Raw genomic sequence first — 21966 nt, 5'->3', positions numbered from 1 at the left:
CGAGCGTTCGTGGGCCATAATCAATCCTTCAAATTACCCCCATCTGTCCATGAAAAGGATCAGGACAACGGCAAGTTTGGGACACCGAACCTGGGCAAAGCGAGCATCCGATGAACGGGGCGAGTAAGATTCTTACGGTCTCATACGGGACCTTCTCCTGTACCCTTGAAGGGTTCGACGATCCCTTCAACACGATGAAGGCGATTGCCGAATACTTCCGCGACCTCGCGGCAGGGGACCGGTATTTCGGGGCCGAACCGCCGACACCGGATGCCGCGATGCTGCACCGGATCGCCGAGCGCGAGATCCAGCGCAGGGTCGAGGCGAAGATACAGGAAAACGGCGTGGTGCTGCGCGCCTCGGACGGGGCGGAGCCTTTGGCCGCGCCGGTGCCGGTTGCAGCGGTACCGGCGGTGGCGGCCGATCCGGTCGCGGCCGTGGCGGCGCCGGTCTCAGCGCCGGTCGTGCAGCCTGAAGCACCGGCGGTGCAGCCCGCTTCGGCCGCGATGGCCGAGACGGTGGCGGAAAAGCTGTCGCGCCTGCGGTCGGAAGTGGCGGCACAGCCTGCGGTGCAGCCGCCTGCCGTGACGATGCCCGCGGTGAGCTTTGCCATTCCGGATTATGTCGAGGATGACGTTTCCGATCTGGTGGCCACGACCCGGCCGGAAGAACCGGCCGCCACGGCGGCAGAGGGGATTGCCGCGGCGGAGACGGCGGACGAGGATTATCTGCCAGAGGCATGGTCCGGCGATGCGCCGGAGGAGGGGCTGGCTCTGACCGATGATCTGGCGCTTGCGCTGGCGGCGGATGAGGCGGCAGAGGCGCGACCCGCGCCCGTCCTGCCCGAGGAGACCGACCTTGGCGAGGCGGCGGACGCGTTGCCCGGTTCGGTTCTGGCTGCTTTGGCAGCATCGGCGGAAGAGGCGATCGGGGCGGATGAGGGCGAAGGCGTGTCGTCCGAGCCTGACATGGCCGAGCTGGCCGCCCCTGCCCCTGTTTCCCTGCCGGATGTGGCCGAGGACGGGTCGGCAGAGGATGACGCGGCGCTGCTGGCAGCGATCGGCGGTCTGGACGATATGGCGGCGGCCCCGCAGGACGCGGCCCCTGTCGCGCCCTCTCAGGCAGAGCTTGCGGAGGTGGACGCGGTCGCCGATGACCTGCAAGATGCGGATGCAGAGGAGCCTGTGCCCGCCGGGGTGATCGAGGGTCTTGCCCATCCCCCCGCCGGAGAGACGGTTCCGGACGCGGCGGACGAAATCCCCGCCATCGACGCCGGCGAGACATCGGTCGCGACGGAAACCCGCCCCGGTGCGGTGGAAAAGGCGCAGCGGGCGCGGGCGCGGGTGATCCGCATCCGCCGTGGCGAACCCGATCCGGAGGCCGAAGCCGCGCCCCTGTCGATCTTTGCCGAGGTGGAGGACGAGCCTGCACCCGCCAAGGCCGCGCCCGTTGTGGCCGAGGAGACCGCAGCCGCCGGCATCGAAGCCCTGCTTTCGGCCGAGGACGAGGCGGAGTTGCAGCGCGAGTTGGCCGCACTGCGCGCGAATGATCAGGATATCGTGGCGGATACGCCCGACGAGGTTTCGCGCCTTGTGATCCAGCAGGAATCGCGACGGGGCTTTGACGGGCCGTCGGCGGACGAGGCGCTGGGTCGGCTGATGCAGCAGACCGATACCGAAATGGAGGGCAGCGACATCAAGCGCCGCCAGTCGGCGATTGCCCATCTGAAGGCCGCCGTCGCCGCGACCGTGGCCGAGCGCAAGGTGACGGGCGAGGCCGCGAATGATACGGCGACGGTGTCGCGGCTGGCGCGCTATCGCGACGATCTGGCGCGGGTGGTGAAATCCGCCCTGCCGGGTCGTGGCGCGACGACCGCGGCACCGTCGGGCGACCGCCCTGCCCCGCTGGTTCTGGTGTCCGAGCAGCGGATCGACCGGCCGCGCGCCCTTCCCACGGCCCAGCCCTCTGCCGCGGCCGGCCCGATCCGCCCGCGCCGCGTGACGGCGGCCATGGGCGGACTGCGCGCTGCGGGCGAGATTGCCCAGCTTGCCATGGAAGAGGAAGAGGACGAGGACGATCAGACGGGGGCGGCGGATGTCGCCGCCGTGCCGCAAGGCTTTGCCGAATTTGTCGAAAAGGTGGGCGCGCAGTCGCTGGAAGAGGTGCTGGAGGCATCGGCGGCCTATCTGGCGGGTGTCGAGGGCCTGCCGCAGTTCAGCCGTCCACAACTGATGCGCCGCGTGAGTGCCGTGATGCCGGGCGGCACGCTGCAACGCGAGGACGGGCTTCGCAGCTTTGGCACCTTGCTGCGCGACGGGCGCATCGCCAAGGTGCGGCGCGGCCTGTTCACCCTGTCGGACGGATCGGCCTATCTGGCCGAGGCGCGCAAGATCGCCGGATAGGCGCAAAGGGATCGCGGGCCGGGAGCTGCCACTCGGGCCCCAGGGAAAAGGCGGACCTTTGCGGGTCCGCCTTTTTCTGTCTGCGCGTCAGTCGTCGTTCCGGTCCGGCGCGTCGGGGTCGGCCTGTCCCACACCCTTGAACACCGCCTTGAAAGGCAGCGCCCAGAGGATGCCGAGGCCCACATAGACCAGAAGCTCCAGCCAGATCGGCGGGCGGTCGAAGAGGCCCACCACATTGACCGCCACCACGATGTAAAGCGGCAGCCCGACCAGCAGGATCAGGAGCGACAGGCGGCGGCGGGTCTTGTAGCCAAGCGTCATGGGGGCCTTTCGTCAGTCGGCGAAGGGGTCCGTCACGAGGATGGTGTCATCGCGTTCCGGCGAGGTGGAAAGTAGCGCGACCGGGCACTGGATCAATTCCTCGATCCGGCGGACATATTTGATCGCCGCCCCCGGCAGGTCGGCCCAAGAGCGGGCGCCTGCGGTGGATTCGGTCCAGCCTTCCATTTCCTCGTAGATCGGGGTGACGCGGGCCTGCAGGTTGGCGGCGGTGGGCAGATAGTCGAGCCGCTGGCCGTCCAGTTCGTAGCCCGTGCAGATCTTCAGCGTCCTGAACCCGTCCAGCACGTCAAGCTTGGTCAGCGCGATGCCCGAGACGCCCGAGGTGGCGCAGGTCTGGCGCACCAGCACCGCGTCGAACCAGCCGCAGCGGCGCTTGCGCCCCGTGACGGTGCCGAATTCATGGCCGCGCTCGCCAAGGCGTTCGCCGTCGGCGTCGAAGAGTTCGGTGGGGAACGGGCCTTCGCCCACGCGGGTCGTGTAGGCCTTGACGATGCCGAGGACGAAATCCACCGCGGTGGGGCCAAGGCCCGTGCCGGTGGCGGCCATGCCGGCCAGCGTGTTGGAGGAGGTGACGTAAGGATAGGTGCCGAAATCCACGTCGAGGAGGGAACCTTGCGCGCCTTCGAAGAGGATGCGCTTGCCGGCGCGGCGCGCCTCGGTCAGCACTTTCCAGACGGGTTTGGCATAAGGCAGGATTTGCGGCGCGACGTCGAGGAGCTGCGCCTTGAGCGCGGCGGCGTCGATGGGGTCAAGGCCGAGGCCCGCGCGGAGCGCGTTGTGATGGGTCAGCAGGCGGCCGATGCGCAGGTCAAGCGTCGCCTCGTCCGCAAGATCGGCCACGCGGATGCTGCGGCGACCGACCTTGTCCTCATAGGCCGGGCCGATGCCGCGGCCGGTGGTGCCGATCTTGGCCACGCCCACCTGCCCCTCGCGGGCGCGGTCAAGCTCGCCATGGACGGGCAGGATGAGGGGGGTGTTTTCCGCGATCATCAGGCTTTCGGGCGAGACGTCGACACCTTGGCCGCGCAGCTTGTCGATCTCCGAGAGCAGCGCCCAGGGGTCGAGCACAACGCCGTTGCCGATGACCGACAGCTTGCCGCCGCGCACGATGCCCGAGGGCAGAAGCGAGAGCTTGTAGACGTTGCCGTCGATGACCAGCGTATGGCCCGCATTGTGGCCGCCCTGGAAGCGGGCGACGATGTCGGCGCGCTCCGACAGCCAGTCGACGATCTTGCCCTTGCCCTCGTCGCCCCACTGGGCGCCCACGACCACCACGTTTGCCATCGGGACTGTCCTTTTCGGTCCGGTGAAACCGTGCGTCCTATAGCGGGGTCATGGGGGGATGGAAACGGGGAAAAGGTCGCGGCGGCGGGGGTGGGGAGCAAATTCGTCGGAACGGATTTGCAGGTTTCCCCGAAGGAATTTGCACCTTGCGGCGGGCGCGGGGCGGCGGCAGGGTGGCGGGCATGTTCCTGTACATCACGCTTGGCACCAACGATCTGGATCGCGCGATCCGCTTTTATGATCCCGTCATGGCGACGCTGGGTCTGGTGCGGGCGCGGACGCTGGAGACGGAGGCGGGTTATGCCGCGCCGGGGGATGTGCGGTGCAGGCTGTGGGTGACGCGGCCCTTCGACGGGAAACCGGCCACGGTTGGCAACGGGTCGATGCCCGCGCTGGTGGCCGACAGCCGCGCGGCGGTCGATGCCTTCCACCGCGCGGCGCTGGTGCATGGCGGGACGGACGAGGGCGCGCCGGGTCTGCGGCCCTTCGGGGCGTCCTTCTATGCCTGTTACGTGCGCGATCCCGACGGCAACAAGCTGTCGGCCGTCTGCGAGGAATGACGCGCCCACTTGCGCCCTATCCGGCTTGCGCCTAGATAGGCGCGTCAGTTCCGGAAAGCGCCCTTATGGAAAACGTCGTCCTTACCATCCACCTGATCCTTGCCCTGCTGCTGGTCGGCGTCGTGCTGCTGCAGCGGTCCGAAGGCGGCGGTCTGGGCATGGGCGGCGGCGGCAATTCGGTGATGACCGGACGCGGTGCGTCGACCGCGCTGCAGAAACTGACTTGGATCTTTGCTGCGGCTTTCATCGTGACCTCGCTCACGCTGACGATCATGGCGGCGCGCAAGGCGGATTCGGCCTCGGTCCTCGACCAGATCGGGGCCGATGCTCCGGCCGCGCAAGAGGGCGAGGCACCGGCAGGGTCCGACCTGCTGCCGCCCGCTCCGGCAGATGCGCCGCTGGCCCCGCCGGCTGCGGATGCGCCTGCAACGCCGCCGGCTGCGAACGACTGACCACCACGTATTGACTGAAATGCCACGGGCGGGACTGCATCTAGCGGTCCGGTTGCGCGCAGGGCGATCCTGCGTTACAGCTTAACTCCCGTGATGATGCGATTCCCTGCGGGCGAATCGGATCGCCCCTAGCGACACGAATTCACGGGAGACCCACCTTGGCACGCTATATCTTCATCACTGGCGGCGTGGTCTCGTCCCTTGGCAAGGGGTTGGCCTCGGCCGCGCTGGGGGCGCTGTTGCAGGCGCGGGGCTATACGGTGCGGCTGCGGAAGCTGGACCCCTATCTGAACGTCGATCCCGGCACGATGTCGCCGTTCGAGCATGGCGAGGTCTTCGTCACCGATGACGGGGCGGAAACCGATCTGGACCTTGGCCATTACGAACGCTTTACCGGCGTTTCGGCGCGGCAGACGGATTCCATCTCGTCGGGCCGGATCTATTCCAACGTGCTGGAGAAGGAGCGGCGGGGGGATTACCTTGGCAAGACGATCCAGGTGATCCCGCACGTCACCAACGAGATCAAGAATTTCCTGCGGATCGGGGATGACGAGGTCGATTTCATGCTGTGCGAGATCGGCGGCACGGTGGGCGACATCGAGGGGCTGCCCTTCTTCGAGGCGATCCGCCAGTTCATCCACGAACGCCCGCGCGGCCAGTCGATCCTGATGCACCTGACGCTGCTGCCCTATCTGGCGGCGAGCGGGGAGTTGAAGACGAAGCCCACGCAGCATTCGGTGAAGGAGCTGCAATCGATCGGTCTGGCGCCCGACGTTCTGGTCTGCCGGTCCGAACATCCGATCCCCGACCGCGAGCGCGAGAAGATCGCGCTGTTCTGCAACGTGCGGAAGGATGCGGTCATTCCGGCCTATGACCTGAAAACCATCTACGAGGCGCCGCTTGCCTATCACCGCGCGGGGCTGGATCAGGCGGTGCTGGATGCCTTTGGCATCACGCCCGCGCCCAAGCCCAACCTTGCGCGCTGGGAAGATGTGATGGACCGCCTGACCCATGCCGAGGGCGAGGTGCGGGTGGCCATCGTGGGCAAGTACACGCAGCTGGAGGATGCCTATAAGTCGATCGCCGAGGCGCTGACCCATGGCGGCATGGCGAACCGGACGAAGGTGCGCGCCGAATGGATCGATGCCGAGATCTTCGAGCGCGAGGATCCGGCGCCGTGGCTGGAGAATTTCCACGCCATCCTCGTGCCCGGCGGCTTCGGCGAACGGGGGACGGAAGGCAAGATCAAGGCCGCGCAATTCGCGCGCGAGAAGAAGATTCCCTATCTGGGCATCTGCCTTGGCATGCAGATGGCGGTGATCGAGGCGGCGCGGAACCTTGCCGGTGTGAAGAACGCAGGGTCCGAGGAATTCGACCACGAGGCGGGCGAAAAGCGGTTCACGCCGGTCGTCTATCACCTGAAGGAATGGGTGCAGGGCAACCATGTCGTGGCGCGCAAGCTGACCGATGACAAGGGCGGCACGATGCGTCTGGGGGCCTATACCGCGCATCTGAAGGACGGGTCGCGTGTGGCAGGCGTCTATGGCGCGCCGGTGATCGAGGAGCGGCACCGCCACCGCTACGAGGTCGACATCCAGTACCGCGACAAGCTGGAGAAATGCGGGCTGATCTTTTCGGGCATGTCGCCCGACGGGCGGTTGCCCGAGATCGTGGAGGTCAAGGACCATCCGTGGTTCATCGGCGTGCAGTTCCACCCCGAGCTGAAGTCGAAGCCCTTTGCCCCCCATCCGCTGTTTGCCGATTTCGTGCGGGCGGCGGTGGATGTGAGCCGGTTGGTATAGGGCGAAATCTGACGCAGATTTCGCGCCGATTTCTGACGCAGAAATCGGTCGGCAGCCGAGGGTGACCGGAATTTGTGTCAAATTCCGTGGCGATTTCTGCGTCAGAAATCGCCTGTTGCAACCATGCGTTCTTCAACGTCCCATCGGCGCGCGGCAGGGCGGACGGGGTCACCCCATCATGTGGGCCATCGCGGGCCCGACCTCGTGCCAGCCCTCCCAGATCATCTTGAGCGCGACATAGAGGATGATCGCCAGTCCGACATAGGCGATCCAGCGGTACCGGCCCAGAAGGCGGGCGATGAAACTGGCGGCAAGGCCCATCAGCGCGATGGACAGGGCAAGGCCGATGATCAGCACGGACGGATGTTCCCGCGCGGCACCGGCCACGGCGAGGACATTGTCGAGGCTCATCGACACATCGGCCACCACGATCTGGATGGCGGCCTGACGGAAGGTCTTGCGCGGGGCGGGGGCGATGGTTCCGTCGCGGTTCAGGTCGGCATCGGCAAGGGCCTCTTGCGCGGTTTGTTCGTCGGCCTCGTGCCCGACGCGCAGTTCGCGCCACATCTTCCAGCAGACCCAGAGCAGCAGAACGCCCCCCGCGAGGACAAGTCCGGTGACCGCCATCAGCTGTGTGGTGATCAGCGCGAAGAATATCCGCAGCAGGGTGGCGGCAAGGATGCCGACAAGGATCGCCTTTGTGCGAAGCTCGCGCGGCAGGCCGGCGGCGGCGAGGCCGATCACGACCGCATTGTCGCCCGCAAGGACGAGGTCGATCGCAATCACCTGAGCAAGGGCACCCAGCCCTTCGGCGGTGAAGAGTTCCAGCATTTCCGTGTCCCTCGTGGCGTATGGCCCGGCCTTTGCGGCCCTGTGCATTGGGGGCTGGCTACGCCTCGGGGGGTAAGCTGTAAACCGGTCGCTTCGTCGCGCTGGAAGAAAAGCCCCGCCTTGCAGCGCCGCCGCATCAGGAGGCGTTGCGCCGCGCAGGGGTTCCGGGTTAGGCGGGGGGATGCTTTCCTATCAGCACAGCTATCACGCCGGAAACCTTGCCGATGTCCAGAAGCACGCGCTGCTGTGCTGGACGCTGGATTATCTGACGCGCAAGGACAAGCCGCTGTCCTATATCGAGACGCATTCGGGGCGCGGGCTTTATGCGCTGGACAGTGCCGAGGCGGAAAAGACGGGCGAGGCCGCGCAGGGCATCGCGCGGGTCGAGAACGGATTTCCGGCGGATCATCCCTACCGGCGGTCGCTGGCGGGGGTGCGGGCGCTGCACGGGGCGGCGGCCTATCCCGGATCGCCCGTGCTGGCCGCGATGGCGCTGCGCGAGGGCGACGTGATGCATCTGGCGGAACTGCACCCGCAGGAACATGCGGCGCTGGTGGCGCTGTTGGGGCCGTGGGGCGCGCATGTGCAGAAGCGGGACGGGTTCGAGATGGCGCTGGCGGTCACACCGCCGACACCGCGGCGGGGGATGCTGCTGATTGATCCGTCCTACGAGGTGAAGGCGGATTACCAGACGATCCCGAAATTCATCGCGCAGGTGGTGCGCAAGTGGAACGTGGGGCTGGTCTATCTGTGGTATCCGATCCTGACTGACGCGGCGCACCGCCCGATGCTCGAGACGCTGATGGAGGCGCATCCGCAGGCGGTCCGGCACGAGGTCCGCTTTCCGCCGGTGCGGGACGGGCACCGGATGGTGGGCAGCGGCATGTGGATGCTGAATGCGCCTTTCGGGATCGAGGCGGAATGCGCGCGGCTGGACCGGATTTTCGCGGAGATCGCGAGGGGATGAGGGCGGCGGGGCAGCACGGCTGCGTGACCCCGTCTTGCCGCCCCCGCCGCGCCCGCCTATCCTGCGCCGCATGCTGCAAGCCATCCTTCGCGCCCTGAGCGCGCCCGAACCCGCCCGACTGCCCGAACCCGATGCGCGCCTTGCCCTTGCGGCGCTGCTGGTGCGCGTGGCCAAGACCGACGGCCTGTATTCCGCCGAGGAGGTCGAACATATCAACCGCGTCCTCATGGCGCATCACGGGCTTGGCCCGTTCGAGGTGGCAAGGCTGCGTGCCGAGGCGGAGGAGCTGGAGGCGGTGGCGCCCGACACGGTGCGCTTTACCCGCGCGCTGAAATCCGCGACGGCGGTGGAGGATCGCGCCGCGCTGATGGAGGCGTTGTGGAAAGTGGCGCTGGCCGACGGGGTGCGCGATGCCGAGGAGGACCGGCTGCTGAGGATGGTGGCCTCGCTTCTGGGGTTGACGGATGTGGAGTCGGGGCTGGCGCGGCAGCGGGCCGAACGGGGGGCCGAACGGGGATGATCGCGTCGTTGCCGATGTATGACCGCCCCGAATTGCGGGGCGAGACGGACCGTTACTGGGCGCTGATCCGCAAGGGGTTGGTGGCGCGCGGGATCGACGCGCCCGAGGCGCTGCGGCGGGGGGATGCGGTGCTGATGCCGCAATGGGAGGACCCCGCGCTGGTCCTGTCGCAGACCTGCGGCTTTCCCTATCGCGCAAGGCTGCACGGGCGGGTGGATCTGGTGGGCACGCCCGATTTCGGCAACGAGGGCTGTCCTGCAGGGTACTACCGGTCGGTGCTGATCGCGCGGGCCGACGATCCGCGCGGGGATTTCGCCGCCTTCGACGGCGCGCGGCTGGCCTATAATGACGGGCTGTCGCAGTCGGGATGGGCAGCGCCGGTGAACCATGCCGCGGCGCGGGGCATCCGCCTTGTGGCGGGGGTGGAGACGGGGTCGCACCGTGCCTCGTTCATGGCGGTGGCCGAGGGGCGGGCCGATCTGGCCGCCATCGACGCGCTGACATGGTCACTGATTTCGGAGTTCGAGGATGTCTCTGCCGTGAAGGTGGTGGGAGCGACCGACCCGACCCCCGCCCTGCCCTATATTACCGCGCGGGGCCGTGATGCGGCGGCCATCCATGATGCCGTGGCCGAGGCCATCGCGGCGCTCGATCCGGCCGACCGCGCCCGCCTGCGGCTGCGCGGCATCGTGCGGATCGCGGCGGAGGATTACCTTGCCGTTCCGATCCCGCCCGCACCTGACCGGATCGCGCAAGAAAATTGATCAAAATGTTCATGACGCGGCGGCGGCTATACCGAATGGGCGTTGCAAAGCGCCGTTCGTTGCGCCTTACTCGTCCGTCATAGATCATCAGCCTGCACAGACTCGTGACCGCAACACCGAACGATACGCCCGTCATCCGCATCCGCAACCTGCACAAGAGCTATGGCCAGCTCGAGGTGTTGAAGGGTGTGGACCTGACCGCGCCCAAGGGACATGTCGTGTCGCTGATCGGGTCGTCGGGGTCGGGGAAGTCGACGCTCCTGCGCTGCTGCAACCTGCTGGAAGAAAGCCAAGACGGCGAGATCGAGTTCGAGGGCGAGGCGGTGCGCTGGCGCGGCAAGGGGATGGACCGCCACCCCGCCGATAAGGCGCAGGTGATGCGGATGCGCACGAACCTGTCGATGGTGTTCCAGCAGTTCAACCTGTGGTCCCACATGACCATCCTGCAGAACGTGATGGAGGCACCGGTGACGGTGCTGCGCCGCGATCCGAAAGAGGTGGAGCAGACGGCGCGCGGCTACCTGGCCAAGGTGGGCATCGCGGAAAAGGCCGATGCCTGGCCCGCGCAACTGTCGGGCGGGCAGCAGCAGCGGGCGGCGATCGCGCGGGCGCTGTGCATGGAACCGCGGGCGCTGCTGTTCGATGAACCGACATCGGCGCTGGACCCGGAGCTGGAGCAGGAGGTCGTGAAGGTCATCAAGGCGCTGGCCGAGGAAGGCCGGACCATGATCCTTGTGACGCATGACATGAAACTGGCCGCCGATGTGTCGGACCATGTGATCTTCCTGCACAAGGGCAGGATCGAGGAAGAAGGGCCGCCAGAGCGGCTGTTCGGGAACCCGCAGACCGAGCGTCTGCGCGGATTCCTGTCGGCAACCGCCTGAGACGGGCCACGAGGGGCATAACAATCCAAGATGGGAGCTTGACCATGAAGACTATGATGCTTGCCACCGCCGTGATGGCGCTGACGGCCGGTGCCGCGCTGGCGCAGGACGTGGTGCGGATCGGCACCGAGGGCGCTTATGAGCCCTACAACTATATCGATCAGGCGACCGGCGAACTGACCGGCTACGAGATCGAGCTGGGCAACGAGCTGTGCAAGCGCGCCGAGCTGAAGTGCGAATTCGTGCAGAACGCGTGGGATTCGATCATCCCGAACCTGCAGTCGGGCAACTACGACATGATCATGGCCGGCATGTCGATCACCGAAGAGCGCGAGGAAGTCATCGACTTCACGCAGAACTATTACCCGCCGACCGCGTCGATCTACCTTGCGCTTTCAGCCGACCAGAATGTCGGCGAAGGCGCGGTGGTGTCGGCCCAGACCGGCACGATTCAGGCGGGCTATGTGGCAGAGTCGGGCGCGACGCTCTTGGAATTCGCGACGCCGGACGAAACCGTGGCAGCCGTGAAGAACGGCGAGGCGGATGCGGTCTTTGCCGACAAGGACTATCTGGCCCCGATCGCTGCCGACTCCAACGGTGAACTGGTCGTGCTGGCCAATGAAGTACCCCTTGGCGGTGGGGTCGGCGTCGGTCTGCGCGAAACCGATACTGAACTGAAAGAAAAGATCAACGCAGCCATCCAGTCGATGAAGGATGACGGCACGCTGAACACCATGCTCAAGAAGTGGTTCGGCGACGATACCCAGACCTTCTAAGGAAAAAGGGGGCGGCCTTCGGGCCGCCCCAGCCCAGAGATGTTCGAATATTGCGTCGATCCCAGCCAACTGTCCGGCCTTGCGTGGCTGAGCTGCTACCTGACCACGGGGACGCATTTCAATTTCTATTGGTCCTTCGTGACAGTGCTGATGCTGCTGGCCGTGACGGCGCCCGTGGCGCTGGCCTTCGGATTTGGCGGCGCTATGGCGGCGCGGTCGCATCTGACGCCGCTGTCCCTGATCGGCAAGGGCTATATCGCGGCGGTGCGGGGCGTGCCCGACATCGTCTATTTCCTGTTCTTCGTCATCGCGCTGGATCAGGGCGTGGAATGGGCCAAGCACCTGTTCGTCTGTGACGACCTTTCGCAGCCGGTCTGGAACGGGTCGGAATTCAAGGTCTGCGCGGCGGCCAAGGTGCCCTTGGCGACATCCTCGGCGATCTGGCATTCGGCCTATGCCTTCGCGCTGGCCGTGTTCACCTTCGCGCTGGTCTTCGGGGCCTTTGCAGCCAACGTCCTTTACGGCGCGATGCAGGCGGTGCCGCGCGCGCAGCTTGAAACGGCCGAAGCCTATGGCATGACGCAGCGGCAGGTGTTCCGCCGCATCCTCGTGCCGCAGATGTGGGTCTATGCCCTGCCCGGCCTGTCGAACCTGTGGCTCATCCTGATCAAGGCGACGCCGCTGCTGTTCCTGCTGGGGATACAGGACATCGTCTATTGGGCGCGCGAACTGGGCAGCGCCAAGACGAGCGGGAACAACCCCTATCCGCATGGCGACTGGCGGGTGTTCTACTTCCTTGGCCTGCTGGTCTTCTATCTTGCCTTCACCCGCGTGTCGGAAATCTTCCTGTCGCGCCTGACGCGCCGCCTGTCGCACGGGCAGGCCACGCTGGGCGGCGAGCAGTTGCGCAAGGCGGGGGCATAGGCCGTGGCAATGACCTGTATCGAGACCATCCAGGCCTATGCCCTGCGGTCCATCGGGATCGGCGAGCGGCTTTTGCCGCGCGACGACTTCACGCTGTGCCAGCATTTCACGCTGATCGGGTCGGGGCTGATCTGGAACGTTTATTTCGGCGTGCTGGCGCTGCTGTTCGGGTTCTTCCTTGCCAATGCGCTGGCGCTGGCAAAGGCCGCGCATTCGCCGTGGCTCCGCAAACCGGCCGAATGGTTCATCTTCCTGTTCCGGGGATCGCCGCTCTTCATCCAGTTCTTCCTTGCCTACGAGATGCTGGTCCTGCTGCCCAAGGCGGGGATCGAGGTTCTGGGGATCACGGTCGCGACATCATGGACGACGAAGGCATGGGCGGGGGCGCTGTTCGTGCTGTTCCTGAACACGGCAGCCTATTCGGCGGAAATCTTCCACGGCGCGCTGAAATCGGTGCCCAAGGGGGATGTGGAGGCGGCGGATGCCTATGGCATCACCGGCTGGACGCGGTTCCGCCGCATCCTGTGGCCGACCATGCTGCGCCTTGGCTGGCCCGCCTATACGAACGAGGCGATCTTCCTGTTCCATGCGACGACGCTGGTGTTCTTTTCGGGCTTTCCGGCGTTCCAGCAGCGCGGCGACGCGCTTTATTACGCGAACTACTTTGCGGACAAGACCTTCAACCCCTTCATCCCCTATCCCATCGTCGGCTTCTACTTCATCTGCCTGACGCTGCTCTTGATCTGGGTCTTTGGGCGCGTGAACAGGCATCTGAACCGGCACCTGCCGTCAAACATGCGCGGCAGAATTCGCTTGCGTCCTCAACTGATCCGATAGTAGCCTATATTTGATCAAATTCCCCGGAACCTGTTTCCGGGTCCGCCAGACGGGCGGCGCGGGGCATGGGGCCCTGTGGATATGGGGTCGAAACACAGGGGAAGGATCGGGGCCGGGCAACTGCTCCCCCGCCTGAAAAACATATGACGATGAAGGATTGGCTGAGGAAGCATCCGGACGTGCGGACCATCCGCGTGGCCGCTGCCGACCTGAACGGACAGGCGCGCGGCAAGCGCATTCCGGCGCGCTTTGCAGAGAACGTGACGAAGAACGGGACGCGGTTCCCCTTCTCTGTCCTGAACCTCGACATCTGGGGCGAGGATATCGACGACAGCCCGCTGGTGTTCGAACAGGGCGATCAAGACGGGGTGCTGAAACCGACCGAGCGGGGCTTCATGCCCATGCCATGGCTGGAGGCGCCGACCGCGCTGCTGCCGATCTGGATGTTCCGCGAGAATGGCACGCCCTATGAGGGCGACCCCCGCCACGCCCTGCGCGCGGTGGTGGAGAAGTTCAAGGAACGCGGCCTGACGCCCGTGGTGGCGATGGAGCTGGAATTCTTCCTGATCGACGATTCCGGCAAGACCCTGCAGGTTCCGCCCAGCCCCCGTTCGGGCAAGCGCCGGAAGGCGGCAGAGACGCTGTCGATCCGCGCGCTGGATGCCTTCGACACCTTCTTCACCGATCTTTATGACGCCTGCGAGGCGATGGACATTCCCGCCGACACGACCACGTCGGAAACGGGGTTGGGCCAGTTCGAGGTGAACCTGATGCATTGCGACGACGCCCTGCGCGCCGCCGATGATGCGTGGCTGTTCAAGATGCTGGTCAAGGGTCTGGCGCGGCGGCACGGCTTTGCCGCGAGTTTCATGGCGAAACCCTATCCGGAATATTCCGGCTCGGGCCTGCATACGCATTTCTCGCTGGTGGACGAGGACGGCAAGAACGTCTTTGACTCGGGCGGTCCGAAGGGCACGGCAACGCTGAAATCGGCCGTGGCAGGGTGCCTGAACGCGATGCATGACAGCACGCTGATCTTTGCGCCGCACCAGAACAGCTATGAACGGCTGGTGCCCGGCAAGCACGCGCCCACCGCCATCTGCTGGGGATACGAGAACCGCACGGGCGCGATCCGGATTCCGGCGGGCAATCCGGCGGCGCGGCGGATCGAGCATCGCGTGGCGGGGGGCGACGTGAACCCCTATCTCATGCTGGCCGCCATCCTTGGCGCGGCACTGGACGGGATCACGCAGGCGATGGAGCCGCCCGCGCCGATCACCGGCAATGCCTATGCGATGGAAGACCTGCCGCAGATCCCCGCCACATGGGAGGGCGCGATCGAGGCGCTGGAAAAATCCACCATCGTGCCGCGCTTCATCCATCCCGAGCTGATCAAGAACCTGATCCACACCAAGCGGCAGGAACTGCATTACATCGGGGAATTGAGCGAGAGCGAGCGGGTGGAGCTGTACCTCGACACGGTCTGAGCGGGGCGCCCGAATTTTCGCCAGAAAATTCGGCCCCCTTGCCCAAGGCAGGGCCAAGTGACTACCTTTCAGGGAACGGACAGGCAGGCAGGACATGCGGATCGGCATCCTTCAGACCGGATTGGCGCCCGAGGCGCTGGCCCCCGAGATGGGGGATTATCCCGACATGTTCGCCCGCCTGCTGGACGGGCACGGCTTCACCTTCCGCACGTGGCGCGTGGTGGAGGAGGAGTTTCCGGCCAGCGTCCACGATGCCGACGGCTGGCTGATCACCGGATCGCGGCACGGGGTCTATGAGGACCATCCGTGGATCCCGCCGCTGGAGCAGTTCATCCGCGACGCCTTTGCGGCGCGGGTGCCGGTGGTGGGCATCTGCTTTGGCCACCAGATCGTGGCGCAGGCCATGGGCGGCAAGGTCGAACGCCATGCAGGCGGCTGGGCGGTGGGGGCGACCGAGTATGATTTCGGCGGCGAAACCCTGCGGCTGAACGCGTGGCACCGCGATCAGGTGGTCAAGGTGCCCGAAGGGGCGCGGGTGATCGCCACCAACGATTTCTGCACCAATGCGGCGCTGATCTATGACGACCGCGCCTTGACGGTGCAGGCCCATCCCGAATTCCGCCCCGAATTCGTCGATGGGTTGATGAGGACGCGGGGCAAGGGTCTGGTGCCCGACGAGGTGATGGCAGAGGCCGCCGCCCGTCTGTCGCTGCCCATCCAGGACAGGACCATGGCGGGCCGTATTGCCGCCTTCTTCAAGGAACCGCGCGCCTGATCATGGGCCGCGCGGGCAACCGCAAAAACATAGTGTGACACATGTCCAAATGGACCGAGAAACTGCCCGAGGCAGCGCGCGAATTCATCGCAGGCCGCCGCGTGGACGAGGTGGAATGCATCATCGCCGACATCGCCGGCGTGGCGCGGGGCAAGGCGATGCCCGCCTCGAAATTCGCCAAGCAGGCCAATTACTTCCTGCCGAATTCGATCTTCCTTCAGACGATCACGGGGGAATGGGCGGACAATCCGGCGGGGTCGTTCACCGAACCGGACATGATCCTCGTGCCGGATTTCAGCACGGCCACCGCCGCGCCGTGGACGGCGGATGTGACGTTGCAGGTCATCCATGATGCCGAGGATCAGGCGGGCCGCCCCGTCCCCACAGCGCCGCGCAACGTGCTGAAGCGGATCGTGGAGCTTTACAACGCCGAGGGCTGGCAGCCCATCGTCGCGCCCGAGATGGAATTCTTCCTCGTCGCGCGCAACATCGACCCCAACATGCCGATCATCCCGCCCATGGGCCGGTCGGGCCGCCGCGCGGCGGGCAAACAGGCCTATTCCATGAGCGCGGTGGACGAATATGGCAAGGTGATCGACGACATCTACGACTTCGCCGAGGCGCAGGGGTTCGAGATCGACGGCATCCTGCAGGAAGGCGGCGCGGGGCAGGTGGAAATCAACCTTGCCCATGGCGACCCCGTCGCGCTGGCGGATGAAATCTTCTTCTTCAAGCGCCTGATCCGCGAGGCGGCGCTGCGGCATGACTGTTTCGCCACCTTCATGGCCAAGCCGATCGAGGGCGAACCGGGCAGCGCGATGCATATCCACCATTCGGTGGTGGACAAGAAGACCGGCAAGAACATCTTTTCCGACCGCAAGGGCGGCGAGACGCCGGAATTCATGCATTTCATCGCAGGCATGCAGACGCATCTTCCGGCCGCCGTGGCGCTGCTGGCACCTTACGTCAACAGCTATCGCCGTTACGTGCCGGACTTCGCCGCGCCGATCAATCTGGAATGGGGCCGCGACAACCGCACGACCGGTCTGCGCGTCCCGATTTCGGGACCAGAGGCGCGGCGGCTGGAGAACCGTCTGGCGGGGATGGATTGCAACCCTTACCTCGGCATCGCGGCCAGCCTTGCCTGCGGCTATCTGGGGTTGAAGGCGGGCAAGATGCCCCGCGCGGAATGCACGCAGGACGCCTATAACATGGAAACCGACCTGCCCTACAACCTTGGCGATGCGCTGGACCTGCTGGAAGAGGACGCCGCCCTGCGCGAGGCGCTGGGGGTGGAGTTCTGCAACGTCTATGACAGCGTGAAGCGCAACGAATACAAGGAATTCCTGCAGGTCATCAGCCCGTGGGAGCGCGAGCATCTTCTGCTGAACGTGTGACGCATGAACCTGCTGCATGTGAATGACAGGGCGGGGGAATATCCCCCGTCCTGGTACGCCGCCACACGCGCCGACTTCCCGCCGCAGCCCGCCCTTGCGGGGGCGGTGCGGGCGGATGTCTGCATCGTGGGGGGCGGCTATACGGGGCTTTCCGCCGCGCTGCATCTGGCGGAGCGGGGGCTTTCGGTTATCGTGCTCGAGGCGCATCGCGTGGGCTTTGGCGCATCGGGGCGCAATGGCGGGCAGGTGGGCAGCGGGCAGCGGCTGGATCAGGACGCGCTGGAGGCGGCGGTGGGTCTGGACGATGCGCGCAAGCTGTGGGACTTCGCGCAAGAGGCGAAGGACATGGTGCGCGGGCTGATCGCGGCGCATGACATGCCGGTGCGGTTCCATCCGGGCATTGCGCACGCCTGCTGGCAGGCCAGCGAGGTGCGGGACGCCCATGCCTATGCCGAGAAGCTGCGCCGCGATTACGGCTACGATCAGGTGGAGCCGCTGTCGAAAGAGGAAATCGAGCGGCTGATCCCGTCCGGCGTCTTTGCGGGCGGCGAGATCGACCGCGGCGCGGGGCATGTGCATCCGCTGAACTATGCCATCGGGCTGGCGCGGGCGGCGCTGGCGGCGGGGGCGGTGATCCAGGAACGGTCAGAGGTCACGAAGATCACCCATGGCGCGCAGCCGGTGGTGGAAACGGCGGGGGGGCGCGTCACCTGCGACCACCTGATCCTTGCCTGCAACGGCTATATGGGCGGGCTGGAACCGCAGGTGGCGGCGCGCGTCATGCCGATCAACAACTTCATCGTGGCGACCGAACCGCTGGGCGACCGCGCGCGCGAGGTTCTGTCCGAACCCGTCGCGGTGGCGGATACAAGATTCGTCGTGAACTACTGGCGGCTGTCCGAGGATAACCGCCTGCTTTTCGGTGGCGGGGAAAGCTATGGCTACCGCTTTCCCGACATCATCAGGACCGTCCGCAAACCTATGCTGGAGATCTACCCCGCCCTGCGGGACGTGAGGATCGACCACGCATGGGGGGGCACGCTGGCGATCACCATGACGCGCAACCCCTGCTTCCTGCGGGTGGCGCCGAATGTCCTGTCGGCCTCGGGCTATTCCGGCCATGGCGTCGCGCTGGCAACGCTCGCGGGGCGGATACTGGCCGAGGCGGTGGCGGGTCAGGCGGAACGCTTCGACCTGATGGCGCGCCTGCCCACGCCGCGCTTTCCCGGCGGGGTGGCGCTGCGCTGGCCGCTGCTAGTCCTTGCGATGACGTGGTATTCCATGCGCGACAGGTTGGGGCTGTAGCCCTGCCTGTCGGCGGTTTCCTGCAGGGTGACGTGGGGAAAATCCTTCTGCCCTGCACTTGTCACTGGAAATGTGGCACGCGCCCCTTTACAGAAAAACAGAACAAGAGTTTCAGAAAAGGTGCAGGGATGGCTCCGGACGGACAGACGCTCGCCCCCAATGTCTATGATGCCGAACCGATCCCCGAGGCCGCGCGGGCCGAGATCGACAGGCTGCTGAGTTCGGGCGACCTGTTCCGCTATACCGCGCCCGAGAACGCGCCCGTGGCCCTGCTGGAGGCGGAATTCGCGGCCCTGCTGGGGTCGCGCTATGCGCTGGCGGTGTCGTCCTGTTCGGCGGCGCTGTTCCTGTCACTGAAGGCGCTGGACCTGCCGCGGGGCGCGAAGGTGCTGATCCCCGCCTTCACCTTTGCCGCCGTGCCGTCGTCCATCGTCCATGCCGACTGTGAGCCGGTTCTGGTGGAAGTGGGCGGGAATTACCGCGTTGACATGGCCGATTTCGAGGCGAAGCTGGACGATGCGGCGGCGGTGATGATCAGCCACATGCGCGGCCATACCTCGGACATGGATGCGATCATGGCGCTGTGTCAGGCGCGCGGGATTCCGGTGATCGAGGATGCGGCCCATTCGCTGGGCACCACCTGGAACGGGCGGAATATCGGCACCATCGGCAAGGTCGGCTGCTTCAGCTTCCAGTCCTACAAGCTGGTGAATGCGGGCGAAGGCGGGATCATGGTGACCGATGATCCCGAAATCGCCGCGCGGGCCATCATCATGTCGGGCGCCTATGAGGAAAACTGGAAAAAGCATCCGGGGCTGTCCAATTCCTGCGCGCATTGGCAGAACAAGCTGCCGCTCTATAACCTGCGGATGCAGAACCTGTCGGCGGCGGTGATCCGCCCGCAACTGCCCGAGGTGGCGCGGCGGGTGTCGCAGGGTCTGGCGAACCATGACTGGGTGGCAGAGCGGCTGAATGCCTGCGGTCTGCTGTCCGTCCCCCCTGCCCTGCCGCAGGAAAGCCGCGCGCCGGATTCGATTCAGTTCAACCTTGCGGGCGACTGGTCCGACGATCATGCGCGCGAATTCCAGAAGGCCGCGAAACGGCGCGGCGTGTCGGTGCAGGTCTTCGGCCTGTCCGAGGGCAATGCGCGGGCCTATTGGAACTGGCAGTTTCTGGGGGAGGTGCCGGACCTGCCCAAGACGCGCGCCATGCTGATGCGGGCCTGCGATGTGCGCCTGCCCGCGCGGCTGACCGAAGCGGAGCTGGATTACATCGCCACCGCGCTGGTCGATGCGGCGCGCGAGGTGAAGGCCTAACAAGGAAATTCTGGCGAATTTCCTTGCGACGATCTTTCTTGCGAAAGATCGGGCGCAGGCGGTGGCGATCCTTCGCCAGAAGGATCGGTTGAAGATTTTTCGCCAGAAAAATCTTGCGGTTACAGGGTCCGCAACGCCTCGCCCAGCCACGGCCACGCGGCGCGGGAGGGGTCCACCACCTGTCCTTGCAGCAGGCGGCGCAGGCGTGCTGCCACCTCGGCCGGCATGTCGCGCAGCACGCCCGCGCGGGCATGGAGCGACAGGGTCCGGCCAAAGGGATCAAAGGGCAAGGGCCGCACCTCGACCGCGTCGCGGAAGCGGGCGGCGTGGTGCAGCGCGAGGGGGGTGAGGATCGTCCAGCCCGCACCGGCGGCGACCATGGCAAGGATGGGCGTGTAGCTGTCCAGTTCGAAGCGGGTGCCGATGCGGATGTTCTGGCGTGCCAGATGGGCGGCGATCTGGCGGCCCATCAGGTGGCGGGTGGTGTACTGGATCAGCGGCAGGGCCGTGACATCCCCTGCCCCGCGCGGGGCCACGGCGACGAAGGGTTCGGCAAGGATGGGATGCACCTCGCGCCAGCCTTCGGGCGAGTCGAGCGCGGCATCGGCGGCCACGACGATATCCAGCGCGCGGTTCGACAACTGTTCCAGCAGGTGGTGGCTTGCCCCCGTTTCCAGCAGGAAGCGGCAGCCTTTCAGCCCGCCCGCCAGTTCCGCCAGAAGCTGCGGCGTCACCTCGGCATCGAGATCCTCGATCATGCCCAGACGCAGGGTCGTCAGACCCGACAGGTCGGACAGGGCCAGTTCGGCGCGCGCCTCGGCCTCGGCGTTCAGGATGACTTGCGCGTGGCGGCGGAACATGGTTCCGGCGGGGGTCATGGTCATGGGCCGCGCGCCACGGTCCAGAAGCACCGTACCCAGCGCGGATTCGAGCGAGGCCAACTGCTGGCTGACCGCCGAAGGGCTGACCCCCAGCCTGCGCGCGGCGGCGGAAATCGCGCCTTCCTCGGCGGCGGCCAGAAACACCTCGATCCCCCAGAGCGTGACGCGCCCCTGCCCTTCGGTCATGGGCCGCCCCTCTGCGGTCAGAGTTTGGACAGCTTCTTCTGAAGCTCGGCCAGCTGTTTCTTGATCTGGGCGAGTTCGTCATCCTTCGATGCGGCCTCGGCGGGGGTGTCCTCTTTCGCGGGGCCGGAGGCGCCCCAGCCCGGGATGCCGCCCATGAAGGCCTGCATGAAGACTTCCTGCTGCTTTCGCATCGCCTCGAACCCCGGCATGGCGGCCATCGGGTTGGGGATCTTGGTCAGGTTTTCCATCATCTTGGACTGGCCGTCGCGCAGCATCTCGAAGGAGGCGGCAAGGAATTGCGGCACCACCGACTGCATCTCGGTCGTGTAGGAGCGGACGAGGTCGGTCAGCACGTTGATGGGAAGGACATTCTCGCCCTTCGCCTCATGCTCGGCCACGATCTGGAGAAGGTATTGGCGCGTCAGGTCATCGCCGGATTTCAGGTCGACGATCTGCACCTCGCGCCCTGCGCGGATGAAGCCTGCGATGTCTTCCAGCGTGACGTAATCCGACGTCTCGGTGTTGTAGAGGCGACGGCTGGCGTAACGCTTGATCAGCAGCGGCTTGTCGGTATCGGCCATGCGGCCCCCTCCCTGTTCTTTTCGCAGTTGCAATGGCTGCATTGCAGAGAAGTCTAGGGCAGGCATTTACAAAAAGAAAGGGCGGGCACAGGGCCCGCCCGAGAGCGCGTCAATCCGACAGGGAGGAGTTGGAGACGCGTATATCCGTCAGATCACTTCGCAGCCGCAGCGGCCTTCTTGGCCACCGAGGAGACTTCCGCGGTCGCCTTCTTCACGGCGGCGGTCGCGTCTTCCGAGAAGTCCTTGCCGGCGGCGAGCATCAGCTCGACCGTTTCCATCTGGACCTTCTTGGCGACTTCGGCGAAGGCGGCCATGTTTTCGGCAGCCATTTCGGCAGCGGCCGAGGCGAAATCGGTCACCGACTTGGTGTAGTCGGTCGGTTCGGTCTTGGCCTTGGAGACGTCGCCCAGCTTGGCGATGGTGTCCTTGGTCCACTTGGCGGTGATCTCGGTCGACTTCTCGGCGGCTTCGAGGGCCACTTTCGACAGCTTCTCGCCCATCGCGGCCTGGGTCTTGAAGGCGTTCTGGAGGGCCGATGCGTCAACCGGGAAGGACGCCATCATGTCCTGCACGACTTTGGTGAAATCGGTGGTCTTGGTCATTTCTTTGCTCCTGGCGTTCCGGGTCGGGCCCGTTTCCTGATGAGCAAGATATACATGCTGCAGTGCAGCATTTCAAGATTTATTCTGCAAT

Annotated in this window: 22 protein-coding genes; 16 read left to right on the top strand and 6 right to left on the bottom strand. The window is 65.9% G+C overall.

The window, feature by feature from the left end; translation table 11 throughout:
- The first annotated feature begins 110 nt into the window (after positions 1-110).
- Positions 111-2402 (top strand): hypothetical protein, encoded by a 2292-nt coding sequence (locus tag GU927_RS02720; RefSeq protein ID WP_161760827.1) that lies wholly within the window; start codon positions 111-113, stop codon positions 2400-2402.
- Positions 2403-2489: 87 nt separating this feature from the next.
- Here the strand turns inward: GU927_RS02720 and GU927_RS02715 are convergent, their stop codons facing one another.
- Entirely contained in the window at positions 2490-2723 is a 234-nt protein-coding gene (locus tag GU927_RS02715; protein ID WP_161760826.1) for a DUF2842 domain-containing protein, read from the bottom strand.
- 12 nt (positions 2724-2735) lie between these two features.
- Complete coding sequence (locus GU927_RS02710; protein WP_161760825.1) at positions 2736-4028, bottom strand: adenylosuccinate synthase; 1293 nt, start codon at positions 4026-4028, stop codon at positions 2736-2738.
- Between the two features lie 182 nt (positions 4029-4210).
- Here GU927_RS02710 and GU927_RS02705 point away from each other — a divergent pair, with 182 nt between their 5' ends.
- From GU927_RS02705 to GU927_RS02695, 3 genes are all read left to right on the top strand, one after another.
- Positions 4211-4588 carry a VOC family protein gene (locus GU927_RS02705; RefSeq protein ID WP_161760824.1) on the top strand — a complete coding sequence of 126 codons (378 nt, stop codon included), beginning with the start codon at positions 4211-4213 and terminating at the stop codon, positions 4586-4588.
- Positions 4589-4653: 65 nt separating this feature from the next.
- The gene (gene secG, locus GU927_RS02700; protein ID WP_161760823.1) at positions 4654-5040 is read left to right on the top strand and encodes a preprotein translocase subunit SecG; all 387 of its coding nucleotides are present in this window, start codon (positions 4654-4656) and stop codon (positions 5038-5040) included.
- 158 nt (positions 5041-5198) lie between these two features.
- Positions 5199-6842 carry a CTP synthase gene (locus GU927_RS02695; protein WP_161760822.1) on the top strand — a complete coding sequence of 548 codons (1644 nt, stop codon included), beginning with the start codon at positions 5199-5201 and terminating at the stop codon, positions 6840-6842.
- Between the two features lie 168 nt (positions 6843-7010).
- On the opposite strand, the gene GU927_RS02690 is transcribed toward GU927_RS02695, so the two are convergent.
- Positions 7011-7673: a TerC family protein gene (locus GU927_RS02690; protein ID WP_161760821.1), complete on the bottom strand. Its 663-nt coding sequence runs from the start codon at positions 7671-7673 to the stop codon at positions 7011-7013.
- A 181-nt stretch (positions 7674-7854) separates the two neighbouring features.
- On the opposite strand from GU927_RS02690, the gene rlmJ reads away from it, so the two are divergent.
- From rlmJ to GU927_RS02630, 12 genes are all read left to right on the top strand, one after another.
- The gene (rlmJ, locus tag GU927_RS02685; protein WP_161760820.1) at positions 7855-8640 is read left to right on the top strand and encodes a 23S rRNA (adenine(2030)-N(6))-methyltransferase RlmJ; all 786 of its coding nucleotides are present in this window, start codon (positions 7855-7857) and stop codon (positions 8638-8640) included.
- A 70-nt stretch (positions 8641-8710) separates the two neighbouring features.
- Entirely contained in the window at positions 8711-9160 is a 450-nt protein-coding gene (locus tag GU927_RS02680; protein WP_161760819.1) for a tellurite resistance TerB family protein, read from the top strand.
- Positions 9157-9924 carry a phosphate/phosphite/phosphonate ABC transporter substrate-binding protein gene (locus GU927_RS02675; RefSeq protein WP_161760818.1) on the top strand — a complete coding sequence of 256 codons (768 nt, stop codon included), beginning with the start codon at positions 9157-9159 and terminating at the stop codon, positions 9922-9924. The genes GU927_RS02680 and GU927_RS02675 overlap by 4 nt, the downstream gene beginning before the upstream one ends.
- A 104-nt stretch (positions 9925-10028) precedes the next feature.
- Positions 10029-10808 carry an ABC transporter ATP-binding protein gene (locus GU927_RS02670; RefSeq protein WP_217765511.1) on the top strand — a complete coding sequence of 260 codons (780 nt, stop codon included), beginning with the start codon at positions 10029-10031 and terminating at the stop codon, positions 10806-10808.
- Positions 10809-10852: 44 nt separating this feature from the next.
- Positions 10853-11584: a transporter substrate-binding domain-containing protein gene (locus tag GU927_RS02665; protein WP_161760817.1), complete on the top strand. Its 732-nt coding sequence runs from the start codon at positions 10853-10855 to the stop codon at positions 11582-11584.
- A gap of 39 nt (positions 11585-11623) precedes the next feature.
- The gene (locus tag GU927_RS02660) at positions 11624-12508 is read left to right on the top strand and encodes an ABC transporter permease (RefSeq protein WP_161760816.1); all 885 of its coding nucleotides are present in this window, start codon (positions 11624-11626) and stop codon (positions 12506-12508) included.
- A 9-nt stretch (positions 12509-12517) separates the two neighbouring features.
- Entirely contained in the window at positions 12518-13345 is an 828-nt protein-coding gene (locus tag GU927_RS02655) for an ABC transporter permease (protein WP_161760815.1), read from the top strand.
- A gap of 149 nt (positions 13346-13494) precedes the next feature.
- Positions 13495-14832, top strand: a complete 1338-nt coding sequence (locus GU927_RS02650; protein WP_161761106.1) for a glutamine synthetase family protein — start codon at positions 13495-13497, stop codon at positions 14830-14832.
- Positions 14833-14926: 94 nt separating this feature from the next.
- Positions 14927-15607 (top strand): type 1 glutamine amidotransferase, encoded by a 681-nt coding sequence (locus GU927_RS02645; protein ID WP_161760814.1) that lies wholly within the window; start codon positions 14927-14929, stop codon positions 15605-15607.
- 41 nt (positions 15608-15648) lie between these two features.
- Complete coding sequence (locus tag GU927_RS02640) at positions 15649-17004, top strand: glutamine synthetase family protein (protein WP_161760813.1); 1356 nt, start codon at positions 15649-15651, stop codon at positions 17002-17004.
- A gap of 3 nt (positions 17005-17007) precedes the next feature.
- Positions 17008-18309, top strand: a complete 1302-nt coding sequence (locus tag GU927_RS02635) for an NAD(P)/FAD-dependent oxidoreductase (RefSeq protein ID WP_161760812.1) — start codon at positions 17008-17010, stop codon at positions 18307-18309.
- A gap of 128 nt (positions 18310-18437) precedes the next feature.
- The gene (locus GU927_RS02630) at positions 18438-19625 is read left to right on the top strand and encodes a DegT/DnrJ/EryC1/StrS family aminotransferase (RefSeq protein ID WP_161760811.1); all 1188 of its coding nucleotides are present in this window, start codon (positions 18438-18440) and stop codon (positions 19623-19625) included.
- Positions 19626-19744: 119 nt separating this feature from the next.
- On the opposite strand, the gene GU927_RS02625 is transcribed toward GU927_RS02630, so the two are convergent.
- The 3 genes from GU927_RS02625 to GU927_RS02615 form a co-directional block, all read right to left on the bottom strand.
- On the bottom strand, positions 19745-20692 hold the full coding sequence (locus tag GU927_RS02625; RefSeq protein ID WP_161760810.1) for a LysR family transcriptional regulator: 948 nt from the start codon (positions 20690-20692) through the stop codon (positions 19745-19747).
- A 17-nt stretch (positions 20693-20709) separates the two neighbouring features.
- Positions 20710-21273, bottom strand: coding sequence for a polyhydroxyalkanoate synthesis repressor PhaR (gene phaR / locus GU927_RS02620; protein ID WP_161760809.1), 564 nt, complete (start codon positions 21271-21273; stop codon positions 20710-20712).
- 152 nt (positions 21274-21425) lie between these two features.
- Positions 21426-21875, bottom strand: a complete 450-nt coding sequence (locus tag GU927_RS02615) for a Phasin (protein ID WP_161760808.1) — start codon at positions 21873-21875, stop codon at positions 21426-21428.
- Positions 21876-21966: the final 91 nt, after the last annotated feature.

The organism is Paragemmobacter amnigenus, from assembly GCF_009908265.2.
Classification (GTDB): Bacteria; Pseudomonadota; Alphaproteobacteria; order Rhodobacterales; family Rhodobacteraceae; genus Paragemmobacter; species Paragemmobacter amnigenus.
Note: the sequence above shows the minus strand (reverse complement) of the source record. Positions and strands in the feature narration are given on the sequence as shown.